Here is a 13,380-nt window from a genome sequence, read left to right on the forward strand (position 1 = left end):
CCCGGAGAATGTAACAGAGCGCCTCCCCGTTTCCTCCCGTGTGCGCGTCCTGCCCGCCGCCAGCGCGGTTGACCTGCCGGCCGGAGGCCGGTAAACAGCGCGCGGCGATGCGCGCCGAGCAAGACATGCGGCCGTCGCCTGCCCGGCCTCCCGTCAGGGTACGACGTGCCGCCCTGGCGGTGATCGCCACCCTGCTCGCCTCCTATGCAGCCGTCCAGGCGGCCGTCCGCCTGCCCGCCGTCGAGCGCTGGTTGCGCGAGCGCATCGCCGCGGAGCTCCGCGCGCGCGTCGGGGAGGTCACGGTCGCGCCCGGCGTCTCCATCGACCCGCTCTTCCGCGCGACCTTCGGCCCGGTCACCGTTCCCGGCGCGAGCGCGCGAGAGCCGCTCGTCCGGATCGACCGCGTCGCCGTCCGCCCGAGCCTCCTCGGGCTCCTGCGCGGCCGGGTGGAGCCCGCCTCCATCCGGCTCTCGGGCATCCGCGTGTCGCCCGGCCCGCGCGGGCGCGCGCTCCGCGCGTTCCTCGATCGGCGGCCGCGTCCAGGCGCGGTCGCGGACCCGCGCTCGTCGACGCCACCGCGTCCCCGCCCCGCGCCTCAGTCGCCGCTCCCGGTGGTCCACCTGCGCGGGCTCGTCGTGGTGCTTCCCCTCGGACGGGGGCAGGCAGAGCTCGGCCCGCTGGACGCCGATCTCACCGCCGCGCGCGAGGCGGCGGGCGCGTCGTTCGCGCTCTCGCTGCGCGCACCGGGCGGCGGCAGCGGGCAGCTCACTGCGCAGACGATCGGCGACGACCGCTGGCGCGCTCGCCTCCGGCTCGAACGCCTCTCCCCGATCCTCCTCCCGCCGCAGCTGCGCGATGGCCCCGCGACGCTGAGCGACGGCGTCGTCGCGCTCGAGCTCGACGCCGAGTCGGACGGTGACCTCTCGCACGTCGACGCGCGGGTGCGCGCATCCGGCGAGCGGCTGTTCGTCTCAGGCGAGCGCGTCGCGGACGAGCCGCTCGGCCCGTTCAAGCTCGGCGCCGAGGGCTCCGTCACCTGGGACGCGGCGGAGCGGCGCGTCGCGTTCCGGGACGGCGTCCTCTCGCTCGGCGCGGCGCTGCGCGTCGCCCTGGCGGCGGAGGCCCGGCTCGGGTCGGGGGTGCCCTTCACGGCCTCCTTCCGCGCCGACGGCGCCGACTGGACGGCCCTCGTCGCGGCGCTGCCCCCGGCGCTCGCCCCGCCTCCCGAGGCGCCGCGCCCGCGCGGCACCTTCGACGCGCACCTCGACGTCTCCGGGCCGCTGCTCGCGCCCGCAGCCTGGACCCTCGGCGCGGGGCTCGACCTCACGCGGATGCGCGAGGCCTCGAGGGCGGGCGAGCCCGTCGCGCTGCGCCGCCCCTTCCCCTACCAGCCGGTGAACGGCGACGGAGAGCGCGGCCGCGCGTTCGAGATCGGGCCGCGCACCCCGACCTTCGTTCCCATCGCCGAGCTCCCCGAGCACGTCGTCCGCGCGGTGACCACGAGCGAGGACGGCGGCTTCTTCGGCCACCCCGGCTTCGACTTCACCGAGCTGGCGGACGCGTTCGCCCGGGGCGCCGAGGAGGGACGCGTCGTCCGGGGCGGCTCGACCATCACGCAGCAGCTCGCGAAGAACCTGTACCTCTCGCGCGAGAAGACCCTCGCCCGGAAGATCCGCGAGGCGGCGATCACGATCGCGCTCGAGGCGACCGTCCCGAAGGCGCGGCTGCTCGAGATCTACCTGAACCTCGTCGAGTGGGGCCCGGGCGTCTTCGGCATCGGGGCGGCCGCGCAGCACTGGTTCGGGAAGGACGCCCGCGAGCTCACCGCGAAGGAGGCCGCGTTCCTCGCCTCCATCATCCCGAACCCGATCCGCTACCACGGCATGCGCGCGCGGGGCAGCCCGAGCGACGCGTGGGAGCAGCGGGTCGAGCACATCCTGCTCAAGATGACCGAGCAGGGCGCGCTCTCCGACGAGGATCTCCTCCGGGCGCTGTCGGAGCCGATCGTCTTCCGCGAAGGTTAGGCGGCCGATCGGGATTCGCGAACGAGCGAGCGATGCGAGCCCGCCTGGGCGCCCAGCGCGGCGGCGGCGCGGATCACGCGCCCACGCCGCGGAGCGTCCCGGCGCCGCCGGTCCCGCGCTGCCCGCCGGCTCGTCCCCGTCCGCGGTAGCGCTCCCAGCCGAGCGAGATCGCCCAGGTGAGCGCGACCATCGCGGCGATGCCGAGGACCGTCGCGGGGAAGGAGAGCGCTCGCTTCACCGGCGACGCGAGCGCGCCGTAGGTGAGCTCGACCGACGCGATGTACCCCACGAGCGACTGGCGCCCGAGCAGCGTCAGCCAGCCGAGGCCGCGCTCCGCCGCGTCCGGCAGGAGCTGGAGCAGGCCCGTGAGGGCGAGGCACACCGCGAGCCGCATCGCGAACCACGACGGCGAGGTCCGCCAGAACTGCTGGTACGCGTACACGGGCGCCCAGCGGTCCGCCCACCACCCGAGCGCGAAGAGCGCCGCGGCGAGCCCGAGCCACAGCCCCGGCCGCTTCTCGCCGCGCGCGAGCGGCGCGACCGCCGCGCCCGCGAGGAGGAAGCCGGCCCAGTTGAACAGGTGGAAGTTCGCGCGCGGCCAGCTTCCGTAGAGGTACGCGAAGAGGACGTCCACGAGCCGGTTCGGCGCCTGCCGCGCGGCCGTGTCCGCCGCGGCCGCGGCCGCCGGGACGTCGTAGTGGCGCAGCACGTCGGCGAGGAGCGGCGTCGCGAGCGCGATCGCGAGCGCGGCCGCGCCCGCGAGGAGCGCGCCCACCCGGGCGGGCCTGCCGACCGAGAGGAGCGCCGACATCAGGAGCCCGACCGCGATGACGTTCAGGACGTCGACGCGGAGGAGATCGGTCCAGCCTCCCTCGCGTCGCCAGGCGCCGCCGACCACCAGCTCGACCGCGCGGAACCCGTAGGCCACCCCGAGCAGCCAGAGCGCGCGCCGGACCGCCGAGGCGCGTCGGACGGCTGGGGCGATCCCCTTCCGCTCGGCGGCGGCGTCCGCCAGCGCCTGCGAGAGGCCCGCCATGTACAGGAAGCCCGGGGCGGCGAAGCCACCGAGCATGCGAAGCGCGTGGTACGCGGCCCCGCTGCGCGCGTCGGGCGCGAGCCAGGCGTCGAGCACGTGCACCTCGACCATGAACAGCACGGCGAGGCCGCGCTGCCAGTCGAGCCAGAGCTTGCGTCGGGAGGCCGTCATCGGGCACCGCTCGGCGCGGCGCGGCGCGGATCACTTGTCGCGGTAGGTGATGCGCCCGCGCGTGAGGTCGTACGGCGACAGCTCGAGCTTCACCCGGTCGCCCGGGATGATGCGGATGTGGAACTTCTTCATCTTCCCCGAGGCGTAGGCGAGCACCGTCGGGCCCTGGTCCACCTTGACGCGGTACATGCCGCCGGCGAGGGCCTCCTCGACCGTCCCCTGCACCTCGATGCCGGCTTCCTTCTCGCTCATTCAGTCCCTTCTCGTCGTTTGCCGCGCCCGCGCCTGAAGCGCGAGCGGCCCCGGTGACCCGAGGCCGCTCGATCGTCGCAGAAAGCCCGGGTTTTACCGCCGCCGGACGTTCGCCGCCTGAAGCCCCTTGGGGCCCTGGGTGACGTCGAACTCGACGCGCTCACCCTCCTTCAGGGTGCGAAACCCGTCCATCTCGATGGCGCTGTGGTGGACGAAGACGTCCTCCCCGCCCTCCTGAGAGATGAACCCGTAGCCCTTCGCGTCGTTGAACCACTTCACCGTGCCGATCGCCATCGCTTCTCTTCCTTCGTCCTGTCACCGGACCGACCGTCGGTCCGGGCGGCAGGGTGGCTCGGACCCCCAGCCTGGGCGCGAAATATCCCCGAAATCACCGCGAATCGTCAAGCGAACGCGCGTCAAATCGACCGCAAAGAAGTGGACTTTGGAAGTCCCACGGCACCTGCAAACATTCACTGCGAGAGCGCACCGAGCAGCGCCCGGGCCCGCTCCCCCACCTCGCGGTCGGCGACGACCGCCCGCAGCTCCGCGCACGCATCCTCCCGGTCGCCTCCCGGCGTCGCGAGCAGGCTCTCGGCTCGCGTCAGCCGGACGAAAGGATCGGCGGGAGCGAGCTTCGTCGCCACCTCGGCGCAGAAGCGCGCGGCGAGCGGCTGACCGAGGCGCCTGTGCGCCTGGGAGAGGAGCGCCCACGCGCCGGCGTCCTCGTGGTTCGTGACGACGAGCCCCTCGAGGATCGCGCGCGCGGTCTCCACCCGGCCCGCCTCCAGCTCCGCCTCGGCGAGGCACGCGATGGCGTCGCCGATCTCGTGGGGGATCCCCTGCAGCTCCGCGAGCGTCCTGCCCTGCTCCGTGCCCTCGATGACGTTCATTGGCGCGGCTCCTAGCGAAGGTTCCCGATGATCGAGGACCGGGTCTCGTGCTGCATCCGGAAGATGGCGGACACCATGCTGAACATCTCCTTCTGCTTCTCCTGGAGCTGCTGGAGCTTCATGAGCTCGAGCTGCTGCTCGCTCGAGGAGAGCTGGCCCTTCCCGTCCGCCGTGCCCGACGACGCCGGCGATCCCGACGCCCCGCCGCTCGAGGGCTTCGTCTCGGCGTCGAGGGCCTTCGCGAGGTCGACGGCGCCGCTCGCGAGGTCGGGGCCGATCTTCATGAGCACGGGCGCGAGCGCGGGGAACCCGAGGGCGGAGGCACCCGCCGCGAGCACCGGCCCGCCGAGCTTCTTCAGCGCGGCCTGGAAGGTCTTGTCCTTGAGCACGTCGATGAGCGGGCCGGCGTTCGGGATGATCTTCGTCACCACGGACGCCAGGGCACCGAAGAGCCCGCCCTTCTTCTTCGTCCCGGAGGCCCCTCCCGACGATCCGGACTTGCCCGCGGAGGACGCCTTGCCGGCGAGGACGTTCATGTGCTGCTGCATCTCCTCCTCGTAGCGGGCGTTGAGCTGCGCGAGGAGGCGCATCAGCTTCTCCTCGATCGAGAGCTTCGGATCGGCGAGGAAGGCGAACGGGTCGCCCGCGGTCGCCTTCGAGGACGACGACTTCGACGTCGAGCCGGTCTTCGCGTAGCCCGCGCTCGAGCTGTGCGATGCGGTGGAGCGCTTCGCGGTGGAGCTCTTCGAGGTCTTCGCCCTCGCGGCCTTGGCGACCTGGGGGGCGACGGTCTCGATTGCGAGCTCGGCGAGGCCGCGCGCGGCGGCGCCGGCGGCGGCGCGCAACGCGGAGGAGCGGCCCGATGCGTCGGCCGGCGCGGAGGGGAGAGGCGCGGCGGGCGAGCCGGAGCCGGAGGTGGCGGCGGAGATCATGTGCGGGGTCCTTTCCTTGGCCGGCGAGGTCAGGAGCGCGCCGGCGCAGTCCCCTCCGAGCGCGGCCCGTGCCACCCCGCCGCGCCGTGGTTCCGCGCACTTCCGCGCACCTCACCGGTCCGCGCGGCGCGCCCCCCGGCCGCGCTCCGGCCTTTACGGCGCGCCCGGTCGGCGCCTAGATTCCGCGCGATGCGCTACCTCGGCCTGGACCTGGGCCGCGCCCGGATCGGCCTCGCCCTCGCCGACGACGTGCTCCGCACCGCGCGGCCGCTGTCCGTCGTGCAGCACCGATCGCGGGAGGCCGACCTCTCGTCGATCGTCGCGGCCGTACGGGAGTGGGAGGTCGGGACCGCCGTCGTCGGGCTCCCGCTCAACATGGACGGGACCGAGGGGCCCGCGGCCCGGCACGCGCGCGCGTTCGCCGCGGACCTCGGGCGCGCGGCCGGCGTGCCGGTCGAGCTCTTCGACGAGCGGCTCTCCACGTTCGAGGCGGAGTCGAGGCTGCGCGAGCAGGGGTTCTCCGCGCGAGACCTCCGCGCGCGCGTCGACGCCGAGGCGGCGGCCGTCATCCTGCAGGGCTGGCTCGATCGGAGGCACGCTTGAAGCGGTTCGTCATCGCCGTCGTCCTCGTCATGCTCGTCGCCGCCGGCGCGGTGGCGGCCCTCGCCTGGCGCGACGTGGTCGCGTTCCGAGCGACGCCGTACGGCGGCCCGGACGAGAAGGTCGTCGTGGTGCCACCCGGCGCGAGCGCGCGCGCCGTGATCCGGACGCTGGCGCAGGCGGGCGTGCTGTCCGACGATCGGGTGGCGTGGCGCTATTTCCGCTACGTGAAGCGCGACCGGCGCGCCTTCCGCGCCGGCGAGTACGCGTTCGCCGGGCCGCTGCGGCCCGACGAGGTCTTCGAGCGCGTCTTCCGCGGCGAGGTGAAGCTGTACCGGTTCACCGTGCCGGAGGGGCTGCGCGCCGAGGAGGTCGCGGCGATCGTCGCGCGGAGCGGGCTCGCGGGCGAGGCCGAGTTCCTCGCCGTGGCCCGCGACCCGGCGATCGCGCGAGCGCTGGGCGTGCCGTACGCCAGCCTGGAAGGGTTCCTCTTCCCGGACACCTACAGCTTCCCGCGGGGGGCCTCCGCCCGGTCCATCGCCGAGGCGATGGTCGCCCGCTTCGACGACGAGTACGCGAAGGCGAACGCGCTCCGAGCGCCGGAGGTGACGCTCGACGAAGGGCGCGCCGCGACGCTCGCCTCGATCGTCGAGAAGGAGACCGGGCGCGAGGACGAGCGGCCGCGCATCGCGTGCGTGTTCGAGAACCGGCTGCGCATCGGGATGCCGCTCCAGACGGACCCCACCGTCATGTACGCGACGATGCTCCGCACGGGGCGCTGGTCGAAGAACATCACCCGCGCGGACCTGCTCACGCCCCATCCGTACAACACTTACACGACCGCGGGCCTGCCCCCCGGCCCGATCGCCAGCGCGGGGGCCGCAGCGCTCCGCGCCGTCCTCGCCCCTGCGCAGTGCAAGGACCTCTACTTCGTCTCCCGCAACGACGGCTCGCACGTCTTCTGCCCGGACCTCGCCTGCCACAACGCGGCCGTGCAGCGCTGGCAGGTGGAGTTCTTCAAGCGCAGCGGGCGCTGAGCGCACCTCCACCGCTCCCCACCCGGGAGCCCCGATCGCTCGCCGAGGGCGCGCGTCTCTGCACCGCGCCTCGCCGGACCTTATGCTCCCTTGAGCCGCCGCAACTCGGGCGGCGCAAGCTCGAGGGAGCGCATGCGAGACGTCCGGGAAATGACGCAGTCGGGCTGGGTGTCGCGGATCGCGGCGCTCCAGGATCGCGAGGGATACTCGGAGCAGCACTGGGAGGGCTCCTTCGAGGAGTACCTCGCCATCGTTCGGCAGAACCCGAAGATCACCCGGACCGCGTTCCAGCGCGTGTACGACATGATCCTGTCGCACGGGAAGACCGAGTACATCGACAACAAGAAGAAGCTCATCCGCTACGACTTCTTCACCGATCCCATGTTCGGGGGGAAGGACGCGATCTACGGTCTCGACATCCCGCTCATGAAGCTCGTGAACGTCTTCAAGAGCGCGGCGCAGATGTACGGGACGGAGAAGCGCGTCATCCTCCTGCACGGCCCGGTCGGCTCGTCCAAGTCGACCATCGCGCGCCTGCTCAAGAAGGGGCTCGAGGCGTACTCGAAGACCGCCGAGGGCGCGGTCTACACGTTCGCGTGGGACATCGAGCGCACCAACCTCGACGGCGTGAAGCGCCGCGAGCTCATGCCGTGCCCGATGCACGAGGAGCCGCTGCACCTCGTGCCGCACGAGTGGCGCGCCAAGGTCTACACGGAGCTCGCCCCGCCGGAGGCCGGCTTCACCATCCCCGACACGGGCGACCTGTGCCCGGCCTGCCGCTTCGTCTTCAAGGATCTGATGACGGAGTACAAGGGCGACTGGGAGAAGGTGATGACCCACGTGCGCGTGCGGCGCATCATCCTCTCCGAGAAGGACCGCGTCGGCGTCGGCACGTTCCAGCCGAAGGACGAGAAGAACCAGGACTCGACCGAGCTCACCGGCGACATCAACTACCGGAAGATCGCCGAGTACGGCTCCGACTCGGACCCGCGCGCGTTCAACTTCGACGGTGAGTTCAACATCGCGAACCGCGGCATCATCGAGTTCGTCGAGATCCTGAAGCTCGACGTGGCGTTCCTCTACGACCTCCTCGGCGCCACCCAGGAGCACAAGATCAAGCCGAAGAAGTTCCCGCAGACCGACATCGACGAGGTCATCATCGGGCACACGAACGAGCCCGAGTACAAGAAGCTCCAGTCGAACGAGTTCATGGAGGCGCTGCGGGATCGCACCGTCAAGATCGACATCCCGTACATCTCCCGGCTCGACGAGGAGGTGAAGATCTACGAGCGCGACTACAACAGCCACAAGATCCGCGGGAAGCACATCGCCCCGCACACGCTCGAGATGGCGGCGATGTGGGGCGTGCTCACGCGGCTCGAGGAGCCGAAGAAGCACAACCTCACCCTCGTGCAGAAGCTGAAGCTCTACAACGGCAAGTCGCTGCCGAACTTCACCGAGGACAACATCAAGGAGCTCCGCAAGGAGGCGCAGCGCGAGGGCATGGAGGGCATCAGCCCGCGCTACGTGCAGGACAAGATCTCGAACGCGCTCGTCTCGGACAAGGGCGACGGCTGCGTGAACCCGTTCATGGTGCTGAACGAGCTCGAGTCCGGCCTGCGCCAGCACTCGCTCATCTCCTCCGAGGAGCAGCGGAAGCGGTTCCGCGACCTCCTCACCGACGTGAAGCGCGAGTACGAGGACGTCGTGAAGAACGAGGTCCAGCGCGCGATCAGCGCGGACGAGGACGCGATCACGAAGCTGTGCGCGAACTACATCGACAACATCAAGGCGTACACGCAGCGCGAGAAGGTCCGCAACAAGTACACCGGCCAGTACGAGGAGCCCGACGAGCGGCTGATGCGCTCGATCGAGGAGAAGATCGACATCGCCGAGAGCAGGAAGGACGACTTCCGGCGCGAGATCATGAACTACATCGGCGCGCTCGCGATCGAGGGGAAGACCTTCAACTACCGGACGAACGAGCGGCTCCACAAGGCGCTCGAGCTGAAGCTCTTCGAGGACCAGAAGGACTCGATCAAGCTGAAGAACCTCGTCGCCTCGGTGGTGGACCGCGACACGCAGGAGAAGATCGACGTCGTGAAGCAGCGCCTCATCAAGAACTACGGCTACTGCGAGGTGTGCTCCACCGACGTCCTGAACTTCGTGGCCTCGATCTTCGCGCGCGGCGACGCGAAGGACTAGCGAGCGAAACAGGGCCCCGGAGCGCGGGCGAGGGAGCGTGGTCGGCGCATGTCACTCAAGATCAAGCAGGACCACGCCCGCTTCCGCGACATCGTCCGCGGCCGCATCAAGCGGAACCTCAAGAAGTACGTCCAGAAGGGCGAGATGATCGGGAAGAAGGGGAAGGACTTCATCACCATCCCCGTCCCGACCATCGACATCCCGCACTTCGTCTTCGGCGAGCGGTCGCAGGGCGGCGTGGGCCAGGGCGAGGGCGAGCCGGGCGATCCGCTCTCGCCCGGCGACGGGCAGCAGGGCTCGGGGCAGGCCGGCCAGGGCGAGGGGCAGCACATCCTCGAGGTCGACGTCTCGCTCGACGAGCTCGCCGACATCCTCGGCGAGGAGCTCGCCCTCCCCCGCATCCAGCCGAAGGGCAAGGACCGGATCGTCGCGACCAAGCTCAAGTACACGGGCGTCGCGCCGGCCGGGCCCGAGTCGCTGCGCCACTTCAAGCGCACCTACAAGCAGGCGCTGCGGCGGCAGATCGCGAGCGGCTCGTACAACTGGCGGAAGCCCATCATCGTCCCGGTGCGCGAGGACCGGCGCTACCGGAGCTGGAAGCAGGTGCCGCTCCCGGAGACCAACGCCGTCGTCATCTACATGATGGACGTGTCGGGGTCGATGGGCGACGAGCAGAAGGAGATCGTCCGCATCGAGTCCTTCTGGATCGACGCCTGGCTGCGCAAGCACTACAAGGGCCTCGAGGCCCGCTACATCATCCACGACGCCGTCGCGCGCGAGGTCGACCGCGACACCTTCTTCCACACGCGCGAGTCGGGCGGGACGATGATCTCGTCCGCGTACAAGCTCGCGCTGGAGATGATCGAGACCGAGTACTCGCCGGGGAGCTGGAACGTCTACCCCTTCCACTTCTCCGACGGCGACAACTGGAGCGCGGACGACACGCGGCTCTGCGTGGACCTGCTCCAGAACCGCATCCTCCCCGCGGTGAACCTCTTCGCCTACGGCCAGGTCGAGAGCCCGTACGGCTCCGGCCAGTTCATCAAGGACCTGAAGGACGCGATCGGCGCGCGCGACAACGTGGCGCTCTCCGAGATCGCCGACAAGGACGGGATCTACGGATCCATCAAGACGTTCCTCGGGACGGGCAATTAGGGGACGGCATGGATCGCAAGACGCAGCTCCCGGCCCACCTGCACGACATCCGCAAGCGCATCGAGGGCTACGCCCGCGAGTACGGGCTCGACTTCTTCGACACGATCTTCGAGGTCCTGAACTTCGACGAGATCAACATGGTCGCCGCCTACGGCGGCTTCCCGAACCGCTATCCGCACTGGCGGTTCGGCATGGACTACGAGCGGCTCGCGAAGGGCTACGAGTACGGGCTCTCCAAGATCTACGAGATGGTCATCAACAACGACCCCTCGTACGCGTACCTGCTCGAGTCCAACATGGACGTCGACCAGAAGCTCGTGATGGCCCACGTCTACGGGCACGTCGACTTCTTCAAGAACAACTTCATGTTCCGGCACACCAACCGGAAGATGATGGATCAGATGGCGAACCACGCCACCCGCGTCCGCCGCTACCAGGACAAGCTCGGGGTGGAGCTGGTCGAGGACTTCATCGACCGCTGCCTCTCCATCGAGAACCTCATCGACTACCAGTCGCCCTACGTGAAGCGCCGGCCGGACCACCCGGAGGACGAGGGCGAGCGGAAGGTCGCGAAGGGGTTCAAGACCGAGCGCGAGTACATGCGGGAGTTCATCAACCCGCCGGAGTTCCTTCAGGCGCAGCAGAAGCGGCTCGACGAGGAGGCCGCCCGCAAGCGCAAGTTCCCCGAGCGCCCGGAGCGCGACGTGCTGCTCTTCCTGCTCGAGCACGCCCCCCTCGAGCGCTGGGAGCACGACGTGCTCTCGATCGTGCGCGAGGAGGCGTACTACTTCGCGCCCCAGGGGCAGACCAAGATCATGAACGAGGGCTGGGCCACCTACTGGCACTCCAAGATCATGACGGAGAAGGCCCTCGAGGCGTCGGAGATCATCGACTACGCCGACCACCACTCCGGCACGCTCGCGACGCACCCCGGCCAGCTCAACCCGTACAAGCTCGGCGTGGAGCTGTGGCGCGACATCGAGGACCGCTGGAACAAGGGGCGCTTCGGCAAGGAGTACGACGAGTGCGACTCCTTCGTGGAGCGCAAGCACTGGGACAAGCGGCTCGGCCTCGGCCGCGAGAAGATCTTCGAGGTCCGCAAGCACTACAACGACGTCACCTTCATCGACGAGTTCCTCACCCTCGAGTTCGTGCTCGACCAGCGGCTCTTCACCTACGGCTACAACGACAAGCACCAGCGCTGGGAGGTCATGGAGCGCGAGTTCAAGAAGGTGAAGGAGAAGCTCCTCCACATGCTGACCAACTTCGGCCAGCCGATGATCGCGGTGGAGGACGGCAACTTCGACAACCGCGGAGAGCTCCTCCTCGTGCACAAGCACGACGGGGTGGACCTGAAGCTCGACTACGCGCGCGACACCCTGAAGCACCTCCAGTCGCTCTGGCGCCGGCCCGTGAACCTCGTCTCGAAGATCGAGGGACGCGGCACGCTGTTCCGCTTCGACGGCAAGGAGCACGGCGACCGGCGCGTGGAGCTGTGACCCCGGCGGCGGCCGCGCCGGCGCGGCGGGCGGAGGTCCCCGCCCGATAGCGGCACGGCACCCGACGTACCCGCTCCCACACGCCCATCTCCGGGATTTCTGATCCGCCGGACCTGCTGCTACATTGCCGGCCGATGCAGAACCGCGCCGACGATCTTCCCCGCCGCCGCCGTCTCCCCGCCGTCCTCGCCGGGCTCGGCTTCCTCTCCATCCTGGCCGTCGCCCTGGTGGGCGCCGCGGGCCGGATCCGCGCGGTCCCGCCCGAGGCCAACCCCGAGATCGCCCAGGCGGAACCCGCGGTTGCGCCGTCCGCCCGCGCCGCCCCCGCTGCCGAGCCCGTCCGCTTCACGACCGTCGCGGTGCGGCTGCAGAAGAACCAGACCCTGAACCAGGCGCTCTTCTCGCTCCGTCTCGCGGCGGCGGAGGTGAACCAGGTCGTGGACGCGCTCCGCGGCCACTTCCCCTTCCGCAAGGCTCGCCCCGGCGATCAGCTCCGCATCGAGCGCACCGCGGATGGGGACCTGCACCGCTTCAGCTACCGGCAGGGCGCGGCAGACGAGTGGATCGTCGAGCGGGCCCCGGACGGCACGCTCGAGGGCACGAAGCGCCCGGTCGAGCTCACGACCGAGGTGGCCCGCGTCGCGGTCACCATCGAGTCGTCGCTCTACGAGTCGCTGGCGCGCGCCGAGGAGGACCCCGGCCTCGCCGTGCTCGCCGCCGACGTGCTCGCCTGGGACGTCGACTTCTACCAGGACGTCCGGAACGGCGACCGGATGCGGATCCTCGTCGAGAAGGTGTACGCCGACGGGAAGCTCCTCCGATACGGAGAGGTCCTCGCGGCCGAGTACGACGGCTCCGCGACGGGCCGCAAGCGGCTCTTCCGCTACACCGACCCGGCCGGCCAGACGAGCTACTTCGACGACGAAGGCAACAGCGCGCGGCGCGGGTTCCTCAAGTCGCCGCTCAAGTACGCGCACGTCACCTCGACCTTCGGGATGCGGCGCCACCCGGTCCTCGGATACACGCGGGCGCACGAGGGCGTCGACTACGGCGCGCCGGTCGGCACGCCCATCTGGGCGGTGGGTGACGGCTCGGTCCGGCAGGCGGGCTGGAACGGCGGCTGCGGAAAGAGCGTGATCCTGCGCCACCGCAACGGGCTCGAGACGATCTACTGCCACATGTCGCAGATCTCGGTCTCCGCGGGGAAGCAGGTCTCGCAGAAGCAGATCATCGGCTACGTCGGCACGACCGGACTCTCGACCGGCCCGCACCTCCACTACGCGGTCAAGCGCGGCGGGAGGTACATGAACCCGATGCAGATCCAGGTTCCGCGCGAGGCGCCGGTCCAGGCGGCCTGGCTGCCCGACTACCGCGAGAAGATCGCGCCCCTGCGAGCGCAGCTCACGGGGCCGGTGGCGCTGAATTGAGTCGATCTCACGGGGACTGCGTCCCCGCCCCGCCGAGCGAAGCTCGTCGGGGCCCCACCCCTGCTCGGCGGGTCCCGTGAACCTGCGCGCCCGCTGTCGCGGGTGCGCGCAGGTTCCCCGCCGGAAGGGACTGCGTCCCCCGCCCCGCCGAG

Annotated in this window: 12 protein-coding genes; 7 read left to right on the plus strand and 5 right to left on the minus strand. The window is 70.6% G+C overall.

What is annotated here, in order from left to right:
• Window positions 1-179 precede the first annotated feature (179 nt).
• Entirely contained in the window at window positions 180-2,024 is a 1,845-nt protein-coding gene (locus MNY62_RS14185) for a transglycosylase domain-containing protein (protein WP_242344832.1), read from the plus strand.
• Window positions 2,025-2,097: 73 nt separating this feature from the next.
• Here the strand turns inward: MNY62_RS14185 and MNY62_RS14190 are convergent, their stop codons facing one another.
• From MNY62_RS14190 to MNY62_RS14210, 5 genes are all read right to left on the minus strand, one after another.
• Window positions 2,098-3,231 (minus strand): heparan-alpha-glucosaminide N-acetyltransferase domain-containing protein, encoded by a 1,134-nt coding sequence (locus MNY62_RS14190; protein WP_242344833.1) that lies wholly within the window; start codon window positions 3,229-3,231, stop codon window positions 2,098-2,100.
• A gap of 30 nt (window positions 3,232-3,261) precedes the next feature.
• A complete protein-coding gene (gene infA / locus MNY62_RS14195) occupies window positions 3,262-3,483 on the minus strand; it encodes a translation initiation factor IF-1 (RefSeq protein WP_012097326.1) in 222 nt (73 codons plus the stop codon).
• Between the two features lie 93 nt (window positions 3,484-3,576).
• Entirely contained in the window at window positions 3,577-3,777 is a 201-nt protein-coding gene (locus tag MNY62_RS14200; protein ID WP_242344834.1) for a cold-shock protein, read from the minus strand.
• A 176-nt stretch (window positions 3,778-3,953) separates the two neighbouring features.
• The gene (locus tag MNY62_RS14205; RefSeq protein ID WP_242344835.1) at window positions 3,954-4,373 is read right to left on the minus strand and encodes a hypothetical protein; all 420 of its coding nucleotides are present in this window, start codon (window positions 4,371-4,373) and stop codon (window positions 3,954-3,956) included.
• Between the two features lie 11 nt (window positions 4,374-4,384).
• The gene (locus MNY62_RS14210) at window positions 4,385-5,305 is read right to left on the minus strand and encodes a hypothetical protein (protein ID WP_242344836.1); all 921 of its coding nucleotides are present in this window, start codon (window positions 5,303-5,305) and stop codon (window positions 4,385-4,387) included.
• Window positions 5,306-5,494: 189 nt separating this feature from the next.
• On the opposite strand from MNY62_RS14210, the gene ruvX reads away from it, so the two are divergent.
• From ruvX to MNY62_RS14240, 6 genes are all read left to right on the plus strand, one after another.
• Complete coding sequence (gene ruvX, locus MNY62_RS14215; protein WP_242344837.1) at window positions 5,495-5,908, plus strand: Holliday junction resolvase RuvX; 414 nt, start codon at window positions 5,495-5,497, stop codon at window positions 5,906-5,908.
• Window positions 5,905-6,942 carry an endolytic transglycosylase MltG gene (gene mltG / locus MNY62_RS14220; RefSeq protein WP_242344838.1) on the plus strand — a complete coding sequence of 346 codons (1,038 nt, stop codon included), beginning with the start codon at window positions 5,905-5,907 and terminating at the stop codon, window positions 6,940-6,942. The genes ruvX and mltG overlap by 4 nt, the downstream gene beginning before the upstream one ends.
• A 132-nt stretch (window positions 6,943-7,074) precedes the next feature.
• Complete coding sequence (locus MNY62_RS14225; RefSeq protein WP_242344839.1) at window positions 7,075-9,147, plus strand: PrkA family serine protein kinase; 2,073 nt, start codon at window positions 7,075-7,077, stop codon at window positions 9,145-9,147.
• Window positions 9,148-9,195: 48 nt separating this feature from the next.
• Window positions 9,196-10,302, plus strand: coding sequence for a DUF444 family protein (locus MNY62_RS14230; RefSeq protein ID WP_242344840.1), 1,107 nt, complete (start codon window positions 9,196-9,198; stop codon window positions 10,300-10,302).
• A gap of 8 nt (window positions 10,303-10,310) precedes the next feature.
• Window positions 10,311-11,801 carry a SpoVR family protein gene (locus tag MNY62_RS14235; RefSeq protein ID WP_242344841.1) on the plus strand — a complete coding sequence of 497 codons (1,491 nt, stop codon included), beginning with the start codon at window positions 10,311-10,313 and terminating at the stop codon, window positions 11,799-11,801.
• Window positions 11,802-11,935: 134 nt separating this feature from the next.
• Entirely contained in the window at window positions 11,936-13,228 is a 1,293-nt protein-coding gene (locus MNY62_RS14240) for a peptidoglycan DD-metalloendopeptidase family protein (protein ID WP_242344842.1), read from the plus strand.
• The last annotated feature ends 152 nt before the right edge of the window (window positions 13,229-13,380 follow it).

The organism is Anaeromyxobacter terrae, assembly GCF_022690685.1.
In the GTDB taxonomy this organism is placed as follows: Bacteria; Myxococcota; Myxococcia; order Myxococcales; family Anaeromyxobacteraceae; genus Anaeromyxobacter; species Anaeromyxobacter terrae.